Source organism: Cellvibrio polysaccharolyticus, from assembly GCF_015182315.1.
Classification (GTDB): Bacteria; Pseudomonadota; Gammaproteobacteria; order Pseudomonadales; family Cellvibrionaceae; genus Cellvibrio; species Cellvibrio polysaccharolyticus.
The window spans coordinates 2,230,821-2,248,447 of record NZ_PRDL01000001.1 but is presented as its reverse complement, the minus strand read 5'-3'; the positions used below and the strand labels follow the sequence as shown (position 1 = coordinate 2,248,447).

At 50.9% G+C, this 17,627-nt stretch carries 13 protein-coding genes and 1 tRNA gene; 3 read left to right on the top strand and 11 right to left on the bottom strand.

What is annotated here, in order from left to right:
• Window positions 1-218 precede the first annotated feature (218 nt).
• The 7 genes from lon to topA form a co-directional block, all read right to left on the bottom strand.
• Window positions 219-2,633 (bottom strand): endopeptidase La, encoded by a 2,415-nt coding sequence (lon, locus tag C4F51_RS09595; RefSeq protein ID WP_193909327.1) that lies wholly within the window; start codon window positions 2,631-2,633, stop codon window positions 219-221.
• Between the two features lie 157 nt (window positions 2,634-2,790).
• On the bottom strand, window positions 2,791-4,089 hold the full coding sequence (gene clpX / locus C4F51_RS09590; protein ID WP_193909326.1) for an ATP-dependent Clp protease ATP-binding subunit ClpX: 1,299 nt from the start codon (window positions 4,087-4,089) through the stop codon (window positions 2,791-2,793).
• Window positions 4,090-4,200: 111 nt separating this feature from the next.
• Entirely contained in the window at window positions 4,201-4,839 is a 639-nt protein-coding gene (gene clpP, locus C4F51_RS09585; protein ID WP_193909325.1) for an ATP-dependent Clp endopeptidase proteolytic subunit ClpP, read from the bottom strand.
• A gap of 168 nt (window positions 4,840-5,007) precedes the next feature.
• Window positions 5,008-6,327, bottom strand: a complete 1,320-nt coding sequence (tig, locus tag C4F51_RS09580; RefSeq protein WP_193909324.1) for a trigger factor — start codon at window positions 6,325-6,327, stop codon at window positions 5,008-5,010.
• 133 nt (window positions 6,328-6,460) lie between these two features.
• Window positions 6,461-6,545 (bottom strand) — tRNA-Leu (locus C4F51_RS09575).
• 145 nt (window positions 6,546-6,690) lie between these two features.
• Window positions 6,691-7,215 (bottom strand): DUF6586 family protein, encoded by a 525-nt coding sequence (locus C4F51_RS09570; protein ID WP_193909323.1) that lies wholly within the window; start codon window positions 7,213-7,215, stop codon window positions 6,691-6,693.
• A gap of 142 nt (window positions 7,216-7,357) precedes the next feature.
• Window positions 7,358-9,982, bottom strand: coding sequence for a type I DNA topoisomerase (topA, locus tag C4F51_RS09565; protein WP_193909322.1), 2,625 nt, complete (start codon window positions 9,980-9,982; stop codon window positions 7,358-7,360).
• Window positions 9,983-10,376: 394 nt separating this feature from the next.
• Between topA and C4F51_RS09560 the strand changes: the two genes are divergently transcribed.
• A complete protein-coding gene (locus C4F51_RS09560; protein ID WP_193909321.1) occupies window positions 10,377-11,081 on the top strand; it encodes a hypothetical protein in 705 nt (234 codons plus the stop codon).
• A gap of 67 nt (window positions 11,082-11,148) precedes the next feature.
• Here C4F51_RS09560 and C4F51_RS09555 read toward each other — a convergent pair whose 3' ends face one another.
• Window positions 11,149-11,625, bottom strand: a complete 477-nt coding sequence (locus C4F51_RS09555) for a hypothetical protein (protein ID WP_193909320.1) — start codon at window positions 11,623-11,625, stop codon at window positions 11,149-11,151.
• Window positions 11,626-11,740: 115 nt separating this feature from the next.
• Between C4F51_RS09555 and C4F51_RS09550 the strand changes: the two genes are divergently transcribed.
• Window positions 11,741-12,202, top strand: coding sequence for a universal stress protein (locus C4F51_RS09550; RefSeq protein WP_193909318.1), 462 nt, complete (start codon window positions 11,741-11,743; stop codon window positions 12,200-12,202).
• Here the strand turns inward: C4F51_RS09550 and C4F51_RS09545 are convergent, their stop codons facing one another.
• Complete coding sequence (locus tag C4F51_RS09545) at window positions 12,203-14,116, bottom strand: ATP-binding cassette domain-containing protein (protein WP_193909317.1); 1,914 nt, start codon at window positions 14,114-14,116, stop codon at window positions 12,203-12,205.
• A gap of 215 nt (window positions 14,117-14,331) precedes the next feature.
• Here C4F51_RS09545 and C4F51_RS09540 point away from each other — a divergent pair, with 215 nt between their 5' ends.
• Window positions 14,332-16,317 (top strand): transglycosylase SLT domain-containing protein, encoded by a 1,986-nt coding sequence (locus C4F51_RS09540; RefSeq protein WP_193909315.1) that lies wholly within the window; start codon window positions 14,332-14,334, stop codon window positions 16,315-16,317.
• A gap of 82 nt (window positions 16,318-16,399) precedes the next feature.
• Here C4F51_RS09540 and C4F51_RS09535 read toward each other — a convergent pair whose 3' ends face one another.
• Window positions 16,400-16,645, bottom strand: a complete 246-nt coding sequence (locus tag C4F51_RS09535) for a glutaredoxin family protein (RefSeq protein ID WP_193909314.1) — start codon at window positions 16,643-16,645, stop codon at window positions 16,400-16,402.
• A gap of 50 nt (window positions 16,646-16,695) precedes the next feature.
• Window positions 16,696-17,544, bottom strand: a complete 849-nt coding sequence (locus tag C4F51_RS09530) for an FHA domain-containing protein (protein ID WP_193909312.1) — start codon at window positions 17,542-17,544, stop codon at window positions 16,696-16,698.
• Between the last annotated feature and the right edge of the window lie 83 nt (window positions 17,545-17,627).

Sequence of the window (17,627 nt, the reverse complement as noted above, 5' to 3'; positions counted from 1 at the left end):
TCGGGCGCTGCGCCCAACGTCAGAGTAGCAGCTAATGAATTGCGATTTATACCAACTGGCACCATATGGGTCAAGGAGACATTGCGGGATTATGAAATTGGCACGCTCGATTGATGAATTATTAATCAAAACAGGCCTCAAGCCTCGCAAAGCCCCCATAAAAACAAGGGGTGATGCACTTTCGGGCATCACCCCTTACATTGCTCAAGCTGGCTCAATCAGTGGGTGCTGATACGGTTGGTATCGCCTTTTTGAGCTTCTTTTTGCAGTGCCTGATACTCTTCGTCACTGAGCGGTTTGGGCATATGTTGAAGGGCAATTTGCAACACTTCATCAATCCATTTGACCGGCTTGATGATCATGTCTTCCTTGATATTGTCAGGAATTTCTTTCAAATCGCGCTCGTTATCCGCAGGAATCACAACGGTGCGAATGCCACCGCGGTGTGCTGCCAGCAATTTTTCCTTCAACCCGCCGATCCGTAACACCTCACCGCGCAAAGTGATTTCACCGGTCATGGCAACATCGGCTCGCACCGGAATAGCGGTGAGAATCGATACCAGCGCAGTACACATACCGATACCGGCGCTGGGGCCATCTTTCGGTGTAGCCCCTTCAGGGACGTGAATATGAATATCCACTTTCTCGTGGTAATCCGGGGCAATCCCCAGGCTTTGCGCTCTTGAACGAACTACCGTCAAGGCCGCCTGAATAGACTCCTGCATCACATCGCCCAGCGAGCCGGTTTTGATCATACGGCCTTTACCACTCATTGCCGACGCTTCAATCGTCAACAATTCGCCGCCAACCTGCGTCCAGGCCAACCCGGTCACCTGCCCGATCTGATCCTGATCTTCGGCGCGGCCAAAGTCGAACTTATAAACGCCCAGCAAATCTTCCAGCGAGGCCGGAGTGACCTGATCTGCCGTGCTCTTGCGCTCCTTGACGTGGCGCGTAACAATTTTGCGACATAACTTGGCAATCTCACGTTCCAATCCACGCACACCCGCTTCACGGGTGTAATAGCGGACGATATCGCGGATCGCTTCCGGCTCAATCTCAATCTCTTTCGCGGTTAAGCCATTCGCCTTCATCTGTTTTGGAATCAGGTAGCGCAACGCGATATTCAATTTCTCGTCTTCCGTGTAACCCGGAATACGGATAACTTCCATACGATCCAGCAGTGGGCCAGGGATATTCATGGAGTTGGAGGTACACACGAACATCACGTCGGAAAGATCGTAGTCAACTTCCAGATAGTGGTCGTTGAAGTGGCTGTTTTGCTCCGGGTCCAACACCTCGAGCAGAGCTGAAGCCGGGTCGCCACGGTTGTCCATGCCCATCTTGTCGATCTCATCCAGCAGAAACAGCGGGTTTTTAACCCCGACTTTCGCCATCTTCTGAATCAACTTGCCAGGCAGTGAGCCAATATAGGTTCTGCGGTGACCGCGAATCTCTGCCTCGTCACGCACACCACCCAAGGCCATACGCACAAATTCACGATTGGTAGCGCGAGCAATAGACTCGCCCAACGAGGTTTTACCTACCCCCGGAGGACCTACCAGACAAAGAATCGGCCCTTTGATTTTCTTCACCCGCTGCTGCACGGCGAGATACTCAAGAATCCGCTCTTTCACTTCGTCCAGGCCAAAGTGGTCTTTTTCAAGTACCGACTCGGCACGTGCCAGATCGTGGCGGACTTTGCTGCGTTTTTTCCAGGGTACCTTGATCATCCAGTCTATATAGGCACGCAGTACTGATGCCTCGGCAGACATAGGTGACATTAATTTGAGTTTGCCTATCTCGGCGCGCGCTTTATCTTCGGCGTCTTTCGGCATCCCGGCTTCGCCAATTTTGCGTTCGAGGTCATCAATCTCATTGACCTCTTCACCCATTTCGCCAAGCTCTTTTTGAATGGCTTTCATTTGCTCATTCAAATAATACTCACGCTGACTTTTTTCCATTTGTTTCTTGACGCGACCACGGATTTTTTTCTCAACATGAAAAACATCCATCTCCGCATCCATCAAACTCAATAAATGCTCAATCCGTTCGCGTACATCGGGCATTTCGAGAATTTGTTGTTTTTGCGGTAAATCCAGCGCCATATGCGCAGCAACCGTGTCCGCCAGACGGCCGGCTTCATCAATACCTGAAAGCGAAGTAATCACTTCTGAAGGTACTTTCTTGCTCAGATTAACGTATTGCTCGAACTGGGAAATGGTGGTGCGAATCATCGCATCGCTTTCAGCCGCTTCCACTTCCACTTCAGGAATAACGCTGACATTGGCTTTGAACCAGGCATCGAGATCTTCGATGTTGTCGATGCGCGCACGGTCAACGCCTTCTACCAGAACTTTAACAGTACCGTCTGGCAGCTTGAGCAATTGAAGGATGGAAGCGATAGTACCGACGCGGTAAACGTCTTCGGCGCCGGGAGAATCTTCAGCAGGATTTTTTTGCGCAACAAGCAGAACCTGCTTGTCATTGGCCATAGCTCGTTCAAGCGCCTCAATCGACTTTCCGCGCCCGACAAATAAAGGCGTTACCATGTGCGGATAGACCACTACATCACGTAAGGGTAAAAGTGGCAGTTCCGATGAACTGGTCGTTGAAGTGTCGTGTGGATCCATTAATAGCCCCTTGGTATCAGAGATTGCCAATCCGGTTTTCCGATTGGCCATGCCTTAAGTATTGGGGGCAGTTGGCAGGAATTACAAGTTGAAATGGCAGGAAAATATAAAAAGGGCACCACTGGTGCCCTTTTTATATTCAGTTTTCTAACAAGCGTTACTCATCAGTCGCAGCTTTGGCATGCTTTTCAGCATTCTCGTACACGAGCAAAGGTTCAGACTCACCTTTTATAACAGATTCATCTACCACAACTTTGGTTACATTTTCTTCAGCAGGGATTTGATACATGGTGTCGAGCAGTACCGACTCCATGATCGAGCGCAAACCACGCGCACCGGTTTTACGCTGCAAGGCGCGCTGGGCAACGGCATCCAGAGCATCCGGACGGAAATCAAGCGTTACACCTTCCATCTCGAACAACCGACCATATTGCTTGGTCAGGGAGTTTTTCGGTTCGGTAAGGATTTGAATCAGTGCGGCTTTGTCGAGCTCATCCAGCGTTGCAATAACCGGCAAGCGGCCTACAAACTCCGGAATCAAACCAAACCGTACCAGATCTTCCGGCTCGAGATCATAAAGCGTCTCACCGAAATTACGCTTGTCATCCTTACTTTTTACTTCGGCACCAAAACCAATGCCGCCCTTGTCAGAGCGCTCGCGAATGACTTTATCGAGGCCGGCAAAAGCACCACCACAGATGAACAGGATGTTCGAGGTATCAACCTGCAAAAATTCCTGCTGCGGATGTTTACGTCCACCTTGCGGCGGTACAGACGCAACGGTACCTTCGATCAGCTTGAGCAATGCTTGCTGCACACCCTCACCGGACACATCGCGAGTGATGGACGGGTTATCGGATTTGCGTGAAATTTTGTCAATTTCATCAATGTAAACAATGCCTTGCTGAGCTTTTTCAACGTCGTAGTCACATTTTTGCAGAAGCTTCTGAATAATGTTTTCGACATCCTCGCCCACATAACCGGCTTCGGTCAGTGTGGTGGCATCAGCAATGGTGAAAGGTACATCAAGCAGCCGCGCCAGAGTCTCAGCCAGCAGGGTTTTACCGCTACCGGTAGGACCGACCAGCAAAATATTACTTTTACCCAGCTCGACATGTTCTTTGTCGCGCGACGTTTTATCGCCCATTCTCAACCGTTTGTAATGGTTGTAAACCGCGACAGCAAGAATTTTCTTGGCACGTTTTTGACCGATTACGTACTGATCGAGGATTCCGGAAATTTCATGCGGCTTGGGCAACTTGCCGGAGGCGCCTTCGGAACTGCTTTCCTGAATTTCTTCACGAATGATGTCATTGCACAGATCAACACATTCATCACAAATAAATACGGAAGGCCCCGCAATCAGCTTGCGAACCTCGTGCTGACTTTTTCCACAAAACGAGCAATAGAGCAGTTTCCCGTTCTTATCGCTGCTGTCATTAGTGTGATCGGTCATTGAAACCACTCCGTTAATCAACTCAGGGGTAACTATTTAAATAATTACCCACTATTGCAACTTTCGCTCTGTGTCGGCCACGACACAATTCATTGCATTGAAATATAAGGTCTATTTGGCGGCGATACCACGATTTTCTTTAACAAAATCAACCAGACCATAGTCCTTCGCCTGATGCGCCGACATGAAATTGTCCCTCTCGGTGTCAATTTCAATTTTCTCAACCGGTTGACCGGTATGGAAGGCCATGAGTTCATTCAATCGCGAGCGAATTTTCAAAATTTCCTGCGCCTGAATGTGGATATCAGATGCCTGGCCCTGCGCACCGCCACTGGGCTGGTGAATCATGACGCGGGAATTCGGCAAACAAAGGCGCTTGCCTTTGGCGCCTGCCGTCAACAGGAATGCGCCCATGCTGCAAGCCTGACCAATGCACATGGTGCTGACATCGGGCTTGATGAACTGCATGGTGTCATAAATTGACAGGCCGGCAGTTACTGAACCGCCAGGCGAATTAATATAAAGATGAATGTCCTTGTCCGGATTTTCAGCTTCAAGAAACAGTAATTGGGCAACTACCAGATTAGCCATGTAGTCTTCTACCGGGCCAACCAGAAAGATGATGCGCTCTTTAAGCAGGCGCGAATAGATATCGTAAGACCGTTCACCCCTCGCGGTTTGCTCCACCACCATAGGGACCAGTGCATTTTCAACCGTTGCAGATGCTGATTTTAAATGATCGTAAAACATCGTACTGTTTATATCCTTGTGCAGGGAAAGAGTGCTCCAGGAAGTCTGGAATATTTCAGGAGACAGTGTCGAGCTTAACCTGTGAAGCGATTATATGCCAGTATCGGGAATGATTTGGCGGAGGGAAAAAAGCCGCAAATTCTCAATTGCGGCTTTTTTGAACAACGATTACTGGGCTTGCTGGGTATTGGCTTTGATTACGTCATCGTAACTGGACTCTTCATCCGTTACTTTTGCCTGACTCAAAATGTATTCAACCACCTGATCTTCCAGCACGGCTGATTCGATACCAGCAGTCAATTCGCGGTTGCTGGCGTAGTAATCAACAACTTCTTGCGGATCCTGGTAGGTAGAAGCGATTTCTTCAATCATGCCTTTAACCAGTTTTGCATCCGGCTTCAGCTTGCTGCTTTTTACCACTTCACCAACGATCAGGCCAAGGGCTACACGGCGCTCTGCTTCTTCGGAGAACATGCTGTCCGGAAGAATGCTTTTCACGTCAAAATTTTGTTGCTGACCACCAAAACGTTGCAGCATTTGATTGCGCAATACATCAATCTCACTGGCAACCAAAGCTTTCGGCAACTCAGGAGAGTGAGATGCCAACAGTGCATTCATGACCTGGGTTTTGGTTTTGTTTTTAATGGCATTGGCAAGCTCGCGATCCATATTGGATTTCACTTCCTTACGGAATTGCTTCTCACCACCTTTTTCAACACCAAATTTGATGAAGAATTCTTTCTTCAATTCTGGCAGTTCAATCTCGGAAACGGTATTCACCTTGATGGTAAATTCTACGGCAGCGCCTTTCAGCTCTTCAGCCTGGTAGTCTTCCGGGAAAGTAACCTGAATAACTTTTTCTTCGCCAGCTTTCAGACCAACGATACCGTCTTCAAAACCGGGAATCATGGTTTTGGAGCCCAGCACCAGATTCTGGTTTTCCGCTTTACCGCCAGCAAATTCAACGCCGTCTTTGGTGCCGGTGAAGTTGATGTTCACCTGATCTTCCAGAGCAGCGGCACGATCAACAACTTTCCAGGTCGCCTGATGCTTGCGCAGCACTTCCACCATGTTGTCGATGTCAGCTTCGGTTACTTCAGCTTTAACGCGAGTAATTTCATAACCGTTGAATTCACCCAGTGCCACAGTCGGGTAAACTTCAAAAGTAGCAACGTATTCCAGATCTTTACCGGCGGCCAATTGCTTGGCTTCGATGCTCGGCTGACCGGCAGGTTTTACATTTTCTTTTTGTACGGCTTCGTAAAAAGAACGGCTGATAACATCACCAACCACTTCCTGACGAACGCCCTGACCGTAACGTTGTTTAACAACGTTCATTGGCACTTTGCCTTTACGGAAACCGTTGATACGTACATTCTGAGCTGCTTGCTTCAGACGCTTCTCTACTTCGTTTTCTACCTGCTCAGCGGGGACACCTACTGTGAGGCGGCGTTCCAGTCCAGAAGTCGTTTCGATTGAAACCTGCATATGTTCCTCGTGAAATAACGGACGATCTCTCGTATGGGTAATTGAGCCGGGATCAGCAACTCGTTTCAGAATAAGTCGGTCTTATCGTTGATCGCACGATCGGGACAGCCTCAACTTATTCTCTTCTCAAATATGGTGCGGTCGGAGAGACTCGAACTCTCACACCTCGCGGCGCCAGAACCTAAACCTGGTGTGTCTACCAATTCCACCACGACCGCAATTCTTTCCCGACAGGAAAATTCGCAACTAAAACATACAACCCTTTGATTTTAAACAACAAAAAATCATTTATTGGGGGTTCGGGTTAGCGAAGGGTGCTGATTGTGCCATAGTCAAACCAGCGGTTCAACCAATCCTGCATATCTAACACTCAAAAAACGTTTGCCGGTAATCATTTACCAGCGTTTCCAGGGCTTTTGACCAGCTGGAAACTTGCTGGTACAGGCTCTGCAGCGGATCGTCCTGCACTTCAGCCACAGCAATCAGAGAGATACCCTCCGACTCCTGAAAGGCTTTTTTAATGGCAACGGGCGCCGGTGCCAACCAGAGTGATTCTTGCGCTAATAACATGGCTTTCAGCCAGCTGCCATCGGCTGCCCGGAGCTCACGCAGCGCATCAACACTGGCATCAAAGCGCCCTTCCTCTGCCAACGCCTCAAGCACAGCATCTTCCGTAGCAAACCGGTTGACCTGCTTAAGGCGCGCATTCCCGGCCAGCTCATGAAGATAGTGCCGGTAAGCACAAGCGAGGTGCATCAAGGCGCCCTCCAGCACCGCGCCTTTTTGCAAGCGCGCCTCTGTAGAAGCGGGTATCTGTGCGTATTGCGCCAGCAAAAAACGCGCAAATGCCAACTTTTGATTCACCAGCGACTGACTGGTAGCAGACATGCTAACCCCCATAGAAATGGCCGGGAGCCATTGTAAACGTTGTGAAGCGGCAAACCGGGAGATGGCTACCGCAGATTGACTTTTGCCATAAAAAAACAGCCTTGCCGGTGAGGCGAAGGCTGTTTTTTTATTACCAGGGCGGCTATTTTTCGGACGTTACCCACTTTCCTTTTTGGTAAAACGCCTTCCAGCCGGTCGCCTTACCTTCTACCTCGGACTGCACATATTGCTCTTTGGTTTTACGGCTGAAGCGAATCACCGTGGGCAGACCATTGGGATCAGCAGCGGGTGCCGAGAGCAGGAAATGGTATTTGGGATCAATTTTTTCCTTGTAAGGCAGAAGCTCTGCGACCAGTGGCGCCCGGGTTTCGCGATTTTTCGGGAACTGGCTGGCAGCAAGGAACAAACCGGAAGCGCCATCACGCAGTACGTAATAGTCATCCACTTTCTGACAGCGTAAATCCGGCATCGCGATAGGATCAACCTTCGGTGGTGCTGCTTCGCCGCTACGCAACAGTTTGCGGGTGTTTTTACATTCGCTGTTGGTACAACCGAAATACTTGCCAAAGCGGCCGGTTTTCAGTTGCATCTCACTGCCGCACTTGTCGCATTCAAGCACCGGCCCTTCGTAGCCTTTCAGCTTGAAAGTGCCCTGCTCTATTTCATAGCCGGAGCAGTCAGGGTTGTTGCCGCAGATGTGCAACTTGCGGTGCTCATCCAGCAAATAACTATCCATGGCTGTATTACAAATTTTACAGCGATGCTTGTTGCGCAGCAGTCGTGATTCCGCTTCATCATCGGCATCGGCATCAATCACTTCGTCACCGGACACCAGATTCATGGTGTGCTTGCAGCGCTCTTTCGGTGGCAGCGCGTAGCCGGAGCAACCGAGGAAAACCCCGGTGCTGCCGGTTCGGATTTGCATGTGACGACCACAAAGACTGCACGGAATGTCCGTATCGGTCGGGTCGTTGTCACGCATGCCGTGATCATTGCCTTGAGCTTGCTTCAAGCGGGCACTGAAACCGGCATAAAATTCATTTAACAGGCCGCGCCAGTCGCGACTGCCCTGCGCGACTTTATCCAGCGATTCTTCCATGTTGGCGGTAAAGCTGTAATCCATCAGATCTTCGAAACTTTCCGAGAGGCGTTCGGTAACAATATCACCCATTTTTTCTGCGTAAAAACGGCGATTCTCAACCCGCACATAACCCCGTTCCTGAATCGTGGAGATGATCGAGGCATAAGTTGACGGGCGGCCGATGGCACGCTTTTCCAGCTCTTTTACCAGAGTCGCTTCGCTGTAACGCGCTGGCGGCTTGGTAAAATGTTGCGCGGGTTTTACTTCGAGCAAGGATAATACCTGGCCTGGCTTGATATCCGGTAACACCACGTCTTCATCTTTTTTGGCAACTTGCGGCAGTACCCGGGTGAAGCCGTCAAAACGAATAACCCGACCACGGGTTCTCAGCTCAAAGTCGGCCGCCTTCACCACGATGGAGGTGCTGGTGTATTCCGCCGGCGTCATCTGGCAGGCAAGAAATTGTTGCCAGATGAGCGAGTAAAGACGTTCAGCATCACGTTCCATACCACTGAGGTTTTCCGGTTTTACCGTAACACTGGAAGGACGAATCGCTTCGTGCGCCTCCTGGGCGCCCTCTTTGCTGGAGTAAACCACCGGTTTGGCCGGCAAATAGCGGTCGCCGTATTGGCTGACGATAAATTCGCGACAGGATTCGACCGCTTCCTGGCTCAGATTGGTCGAGTCGGTACGCATGTAGGTTATGTAGCCCGCTTCGTACAAGCGCTGCGCCATCATCATGGTTTTCTTCACGCCAAACCCGAGGCGGGTGCTCGCCGCCTGTTGCAGCGTTGAGGTAATAAAAGGTGCAGACGGTTTGGACTGAGTGGGCTTGTCTTCGCGGCTGATAACTTCGTAGGCCGCCTTGTTGAGAATAGCCACCGAGGCCATCGCCTGGGTTTCATTCAACGGCTTGAAGGCTTCGTCACCCTGCTTTTTAACTTCAAACAGTACCTGCTCTTTTTTGTTAGCAGCAAGGTTGGCGTGTACGGTCCAATACTCTTCCGGCACAAAGGCGCGAATTTCGCGCTCGCGATCCACCACCAGCCTTACAGCAACTGACTGTACCCGGCCAGCCGACAATCCGCGGGCGACCTTTTCCCAGAGCAAGGGCGAAACCATATAGCCCACGACCCGATCCAGAAAGCGTCGCGCTTGTTGTGCGTCTACACGGTTCTGATCAACCCGGCCCGGCTCTTTAAAAGCGTTCTGGATGGCGCTTTTGGTAATCTCGTTAAACACCACCCGGCGGTAGCGGTTTTCGTCGCCACCGATGGCCTCGCGCAAATGCCAGGCAATGGCTTCCCCTTCGCGATCCAAATCGGTTGCGAGATAGATGGTGTCGGCGGTTTCCGCCAATTTACGCAGCTCCTCAACGACCTTCTCTTTGCCGGGAAGAATTTCGTAGTGTGCCTGCCAGTTGTTTTCAGGGTCGATCCCCATGCGGTTGATCAACTGTTTTTTACTTTTTTCTGCCTGATAAACAGCTTTTTGTTCGGCGGATAATTTACGGGTAGCGGCAGCCTGTTTGGCGCGCTCTTTGGCATCCACGGTCTTGGCGCCACCGCTGGTCGGTAAATCACGAATATGGCCAATACTCGATTTCACGATGAAATCGTTGCCCAGATACTTGTTGATGGTTTTCGCCTTGGCTGGCGACTCCACAATAACTAGCGATTTACCCATGAGTGTTCTATGTCCCAAAACAATTGGTCGGTGTGGCCAGGCCAGGAGCGCAATGCTTCCCAAAACCAGGTCCAAAAGGGCGTACTATCCGGCAATATCAGCTTGCGCCTGAAACAGCTTACGCATGAAAAATAGTTGATCCGCGTTCGTAATGCTTGACAATATAGGCGCTGACAACAGCAAAGGTGCGCATATATATGATGTCAATCTCTCAGGGTCAAGCGAATGTTGATGGCGCATAATGCCCGTAAGGCGAATTCAAGTGCCACTTCATTTTTAATAAATAACATTAATAGATTATATTAAGCTATTGATTTTTATATTTTTAAGAAAAATATATTCATTTAAGACTTTACTTTCAATGCTGCCATCAACTTGTGTCTGAATATTTTTTATGTGGATGATCCTGATACCGCTGTTGTTGTTGATAATTGCCCTGGTGACGGTCAACACCATCAATACCATACAGAAACGCAAGCGAAAAAACCGACTCAAGCTGCGCCGGTTGCGCCACGAGGCGGACAATCTCGATGAAATTGTTAATGGAATGGAACAAACCATCCCCAACCCGGCGATCATTCGTAGCATTAACGACGAACTGATTGAACGGCTGGAAGAGATGTTGCCGCTGGCCGGCGACAACAGTGCCGGTGTGCAAGCTTCGCTGGATAATGCGACGCAAAAGTCAGAACACCTGGCCGAGATGAGCAGCAACAGTGAATTCAGTTACCGCAAAGCTAACGATGTGGAGATTGCCCGCAGCCAATACTATTTAAATGAAGCAGCACAGACGCTAAAAAAGCGCTGCAGCATCGGCAAGCTGCCGGAGGTGGAGCTGCGTATTTACCTGACCGAATTAAGTTGGGCCGACCTGATGATTGACGTTCAATCGTTGGTGGCTCAAGGATATAAAGCCAAGTTACGAGGCAACCTGCCGGGAAACTTTGCTTACTATCAAACCGCACAAAATAAACTGATGGAATCTACCCACCCCAACAGCAAACGCATGCGGATGATTCGGGATATGAGTGAGCTACTGGCAGGCAATACTGAACGCCCGGGCGCCGACCTGATTGGAGAGTATTTTGAGGCGGACTGATAATTTTAAATTAAGCCTTTAAATTCAAAAAGATAAAACCCAAAATTAAAGTTAACTATAGAATTATTCAGCTTGGTAAGCCCTGCGACAGGGCTTTTAATTTGGCCAGAGTATCTTCACCGCCCGACTCCATCCAGTACCAATGAATACCTTGAGCGCTGGCGGCTATGGCCACAACCGAGCCGGGAACCTCCGGTAATATCCGGGTAAGCCACTGCAGATCTTCAGCACCGGCTTTGATTCTATCCTGCCACTCCCAGTAGTCGAGCAAATGGCTTTCATGGGCGTAATCCGAACGCTGCAAAAACCAGCCGCCAAACTTCTCTGCATCCCGCTGCTGCAAAAAGGTGTACACCGGTATCATGGTGCCCACTTCCAACCCCTTTACTGCCTTGGACAAGGGGCGCATTGCCACCCGAAAGCCGGTGGTGAGTGCGTGACTTCTGAGCTTTTCCTGCCGACGCTGACTGGAGTTGGGCTGCAACATCATAATTGGCCCGAAAATCATGGCAATAACGCCGACTATCAACAGGATTAACCACATACCGGAATCCATATTATCTCTCTCTGGTCAGTTGGAAAAAATAGCGCTAGTATCCTGTAGCTGTTGACGTTTCGTCGCGACCCCTGATTACAATTGGATAAAAAAAGGCATAGCCATGACTGCGACCCCCTTCCTGTACAAGCACATTATTGTCGGCCTGGATCTTTCGGATGAGGCACCTCAGGTGCTCGATAAAGCCGTGGCGCTGGCCAAAGCCTGCCAGGCTCAGCTGAGCATAGCTCACGTTATTGAACCCATCACCTTTGCTTATGGTGGTGATATGCCAGTGGACTTATCAGAAGTACAGGAGCAGCTGCAGCTCAAGGCAGAACACGAACTGCAACGACTGGCCGCTCAATTGGCCTACCCCATTCAACAGGAGCACGTGCTGGTGGGGCAGCCCGCTACCGAACTTCACTATCTGGCCAAACAGCAGGAGGCCGACCTGATTATCGTCGGCAGCCATGGCCGCAAAGGTTTCGCGCTATTGCTGGGCTCAACCTCAAACAGCGTACTGCATGGTGCCATTTGTGATGTGCTGGCAGTGCGGGTAAGTGAAACCGAAGCGGCCGAATAATTATTCGACCTGCAACGACTCCAGCTCTGCCCAGCGTTCAAAGGCATTGTCCAGCTTCTCTTGCGCGCTGGACAATGCCTGCAGCGCTTTCTCGACTTCAGCCGATGTCTGCTGATAAAAACCGTCTGCCGATACCATTTTTTGCTGGCTTTCTACCTGCTGCTCAAGCGTCTCGATCAGCGCTGGCAACTCATCAAACTCCTTTTGTAACTTGTAGCTCAGCTTGCGGTTTTTCGCCGCAGGGCGTGCGGCTTCTGTGGCCGGGCTCGCAACAACCGCTTTAACCGGTTCCACCACAGGTACAACTTCATCGCTCTCGGTCCACTTGCCGCCCTGGCGAATCCAGTCATCGTAGCCGCCCACATACTCCAGCACGTTACCGCGACCTTCAAAGGCAATAACACTGCTGACGATGTTGTTCAGGAATGCCCGGTCGTGACTTACCAGCAATACGGTTCCCTGATATTCGGTGAGAATGTCTTCCAGCAGCTCAAGGGTTTCCACATCCAGATCATTGGTAGGTTCATCGAGCACCAGCAGATTGGCCGGTTTGCTGAACAGTTTCGCCAGCAACACCCGGTTGCGCTCGCCACCCGACAAGGCGCGCAGAGGCGTACGCGCCCGTTCGCCCGTAAAAAGAAAGTCGCTCAGGTAAGAAAAAATATGTTTGGAGTTACCGTTGATCTCGATGAAATCACGGCCTTCTGAAATATTATCAACCGCGTTTTTGTCCAGATCCAGCTGGTCACGCAGCTGGTCAAAATAGGCCACGGAGAGGTTGGTACCCAGACGAACAGTGCCGGACTGCGGTGACAGCTCGCCCAACAACAATTTCAGGAAAGTACTTTTTCCGGCCCCGTTGGCGCCTACCAGGCCGATCCGATCGCCGCGCATGATGCGGGTGGAAAAATCGCTGACAATGACTTTGTCGCCCCAATGCCACGAAATCATATCCATTTCGGCAACCAGCTTGCCCGATGCATCGCCGGTAGCGAGGGAGAAACCGGCTTTACCGGTTTGCTCGCGACGCTCATTGCGCACTTCGCGCAGCGCTTTCAATGCCCGTACCCGGCCTTCATTGCGGGTGCGGCGTGCCTTGATGCCCTGACGAATCCAGACTTCTTCCTGCGCCAGTTTTTTATCAAAAAGCGCGTTGTGGCGTGCCTCGTCGGCCAACACCTGTTCACGGTAAGTCAGGTAGCCGGCGTAATCACCGGCCCAGTAACGCAGGTTGCCCCGGTCCAGCTCGGCAATATGAGTTGCCAATGACTGCAATAACGCCCGGTCGTGGGTGATAAACACCAGCGCGCCGTTGAAATTCAGTAGTTGTTTCTCCAGCCAATCAATGGCGGCGATATCCAAATGGTTGGTCGGCTCATCCAGCAGCAGTACATCCGGGTTCAACACCAGCGCTTTCGCCAATGCCACACGACGGCGCCAACCGCCGGACAATTCACGCATGTATTTTTGCGCAGGCAATTCAAGGCGGGTAAGAATCTCTTCCACTCGCTGCTGCAACAGCCAGCCATCAGCAGCTTCAATTTGCTGCTGCAAATGGCCCATGCGCTCACCCACTGCTTCATCAAAGGTGGTTTCGTAAGCCAGAATCTGGTACTCGGAAAGCAGCGCGCCGGTGCCGCCAAAGCCGCTGGCCACCACGTCAAACACGCGCTGGTCATCCGCTTCGGGAAGATCCTGCTCAAGGCGCGCCACACGAATCCCCGATTGCCGGATCACATCGCCTTTATCGAGGTCTACATCCCCGGCAATGACTTTTAACAGGCTGGATTTTCCGGCTCCGTTACGGCCGATCAAACAAAGGCGCTGGCCTTTCTCAATAGTAAGCTCAACGTTATCGAGCAATACTTGCAAACCGTAGCTCAGAAACGCTTTTTCAATTTTTATCAACGACATAGAAGAAAACTGTATAAAAGAAACCGGAGGATGAACACAGCTGGCGAGCCATTAAAGACCCTGATATGCTCAAATAAAGCCCTGCAATCGGGAGCGAGGGATCATACCCTGTTTGGCACCACCCTCCTACTATAAAAGCCTGGTTCGAGCGCGGTGCCAGTGGCAAACTGAACCACACGCACGACCACAGGTCATGAGATATTCGAGGTTCTCATATGCGAAAATTATTCACGCCTGCATTAAAAGCACTCTGCATCGCGGCCTTCATCGGAAGTGCCAGCGCTCCGCTGCTTACCTTGCCAGCACCTGCGCAAGCCGCTGAAGTAAAAATATCGGAAGCGCGTTTGCAACAGCGTAAGGATTATGCCGCCGCTCGCAAAGCGCTGGATCAGAAACAGCTTTCTACCTATCGCCAATTGCTGCCCAAATTGCAGCAATATCCGCTGTTGCCTTACCTTGAATATGATGAAATTGCGCGCCGGTTAAGCAGCTTCCCCGGTAAAGATGTGACCGCGTTTCTGGTGAAATACCCGGACTCATTACTGGCAGATCGCCTCACCCGCGCCTGGCTAAAAACCCTGGCGCAGCACAAACGCTGGCAGGAATACAACGATTACTACTCTACCCGCTTCAACAGCGACGCGGAACTGGCTTGCAACGCGCTCAACGCACGCATGCAAACCGGCGACAAAACCGCCTTGAATGAAGTGGGTGATTTATGGACGATTGGCAAATCGCAACATGACGCCTGCGACCCGGTATTTGCCCAATGGAACGCTGCCGGTATGCAAACCCAGCGCCTGATCGAAGTGCGTCATTTGAAAGCGCTGACGGCAGGTAACCGGTCGCTGGCCACTTTTTTAGTACGGCAATTGAATCCTCAACATCAACCACTGGCAAAACTGCTGCAGGATGTTGATGAAAATCCGCGCCTGTTACTGCAAAAAAATCGTTTCACCGCGCAAACACCGAGAATGCGGGAAATACTCCTTTACGGTTTGCAAAAGCTCGCTCGTCAGGATGCCAAAACCGCTCTGGATTTATGGGTCGGTTACGATGCCCAGCAGCTCTTTACCGATGATGAGCGCCTGGAAACCCAGTACTACCTCGCATCGCGCCTGATGCGTCAAAAGTATCCGGAAGAAGCGGAGAAATTACTCAGCAGCATTTCTTCAGTCACGCGTGCAGACCTCGCGGAATGGCTGATTCGCGACGCCTTGCGCAAACAGGATTGGGAAAAAGCCTACGAGTGGCTGGCGCGCCTGCCAGAAGAAAGTCGTGCCACCGAGCGCTGGAGTTACTGGCAAGCCCGTTTGATGGAAGAACTGAAAATTCGTGAAATCAACGGTAAAACCCCGGCAGATATTTATGCCAGCGTTGCCACCACACGCACCTTTTACGGCTTTCTCTCCGCCGATAAACTCGGCTTTGAATACGGCCTGGTTGACCGCCCCATGGTGGTATCGCAAGCGATTATGGATCGCGTTGAACAATCACCCGGTGTGCAGCGGGCGCGGGAATTTTATGTCGTTGGCGATATGCTGTCAGCCAACCGCGAGTGGTACCACACCCTCAGACGCATGACCCAGGAAGAGATGGTAGCCGCCGGACGCATTGCCAATGTCTGGGGCTGGCACCGCCACGGCATTCAGGCAATGATTGAAGCACAGCACTGGGACGATTTGCAGGTGCGCTTCCCGATTGCCTATCAGGAACAAGTCAATCAGGCGGCTTCTGCCACCTCTATCAATCCGCTGTTGCTTTACGCCATTGCTCGCCAGGAAAGCTCTTTTGCGGTTGACGCGCGTTCACCGGTTGGCGCTACCGGTTTAATGCAGTTAATGCCCGCCACAGCCAAACAAACTGCGCAACGCTCCGGCATTCCTTTTACCCCCCAGGATTTGTTAAAACCGGAAAAAAATATTGCGCTGGGTAGCCGTTACCTCAACCAGTTGTTGCAGCAATTTAATGGTAACCGGATTCTCGCCGCCGCCGCCTACAACGCCGGGCCATCGCGAGTGCGACAATGGCTGAGTAAGGACGCCGCCAAATTACCTTACGATGTCTGGATTGAAACGATTCCCTTCCAGGAAACCCGTGGCTATGTGCAAAATGTGCTGTCGTTCTCTGTGATTTATGCCTACCGCACCGGGCAAAAACAACCCCTGGTAACGCGTCAGGAAATTGATAGCGCCCTTTAATTTCCAACACGCAAAAAAGCCCCATGAGATTTTTATTTCATGGGGCTTTTTTATTGGGAATAATTTTTAGTGCGGGAGAAAATTATTTTTGACGCTCAAGATAGCGGCGTACATCGTCACCATCAAATGGCCAGCCCACATCTTCAGTGGCATTTTGCAGGCGAATCACTGGAATACGAATCGCATATTGTTCTTGCAAATGATCATCGTCCGCAATGTCTACTTCCTGCAATTGCAAACCCGCCTCGCTCAACACTGGCCATAACACCTGTTTGGCATTTTCACAAAGATGGCACCCGAGCGTGCTGTATAAGGTCAACACCGTCACTTCTTTTTCCTTCGGTTTTGTAGACAGAATAATCGTTGGTTGAAAGGAGTTTATGCCGTCCGCAAATAAAGCGAAAGCACGATAACAGCAGCCAGCACAATCAGGATGGCCATGCTGTAGGGCCCTTTGTGCTTTTTGATGAGCGGATTGGTTTGCTGATTCTCAGGTGCATTGGTGAGGATCGGATGGTTTTTGGTGGCATTATCGGCAGCGGAATCGGCCGGGAAAGCCGCCCGACGAACCGAGGTTTTGGCAAACTCATCGGGTGGGCCTATTACGCCAAAGGCCACTGTGTCGAACTTCAGTTCATCGCCGCGCCGCACGCGCGCTTCGCGTACAGGCTTGCCATTAATAAATGTGCCGTTGGCAGAACCCAGGTCCTTCACATAAAGCACACCATCAACAACGTCCAGACGTGCGTGACGACGGGAAAGATGTGCGGCCGCCAGCGTAATATCGCACTCGCTGGAACGCCCCAGCAGGTTACTTTCTTTCAGTGAGTACACCCGGTTATTCAACGCCGGATGCAAGGATTTTAATGACCAGCCGGTAGCGGCTAATGGCCGATTGCGAGCCACCCGCATAGGCTCTACCGGAGTGTCCAGCACTTCCCGTTTGGGGTCGACGACTTGTAACTCGGTACTGCCAATCAAAATAATGTCATGGGGTTTCAATTCACAAAAGCTGTGCACGGGCTCATTGTTAACATGAACCGGGCGGGAAACGGCAAGATTTTTAAGTGTCAGCTGCTCATGGTTAACGAGAACCTCAAGGTGCTCATCAGCCACGTTGGTATCGTTGATAACCAAATCGTTACGTCTGGAACTGCCAATCGTTACCCGGGGTTCGACCAACCATACCGCATTGTACTTATTATTTTTAAAGCGGATTTTCAGCATAGGATCAAATCCCTCCTGATTCGTGCGTGCGACGCATCATGCAACAGCAATTCCGACATTTCAACCGGGTAATGGCGAGGCTC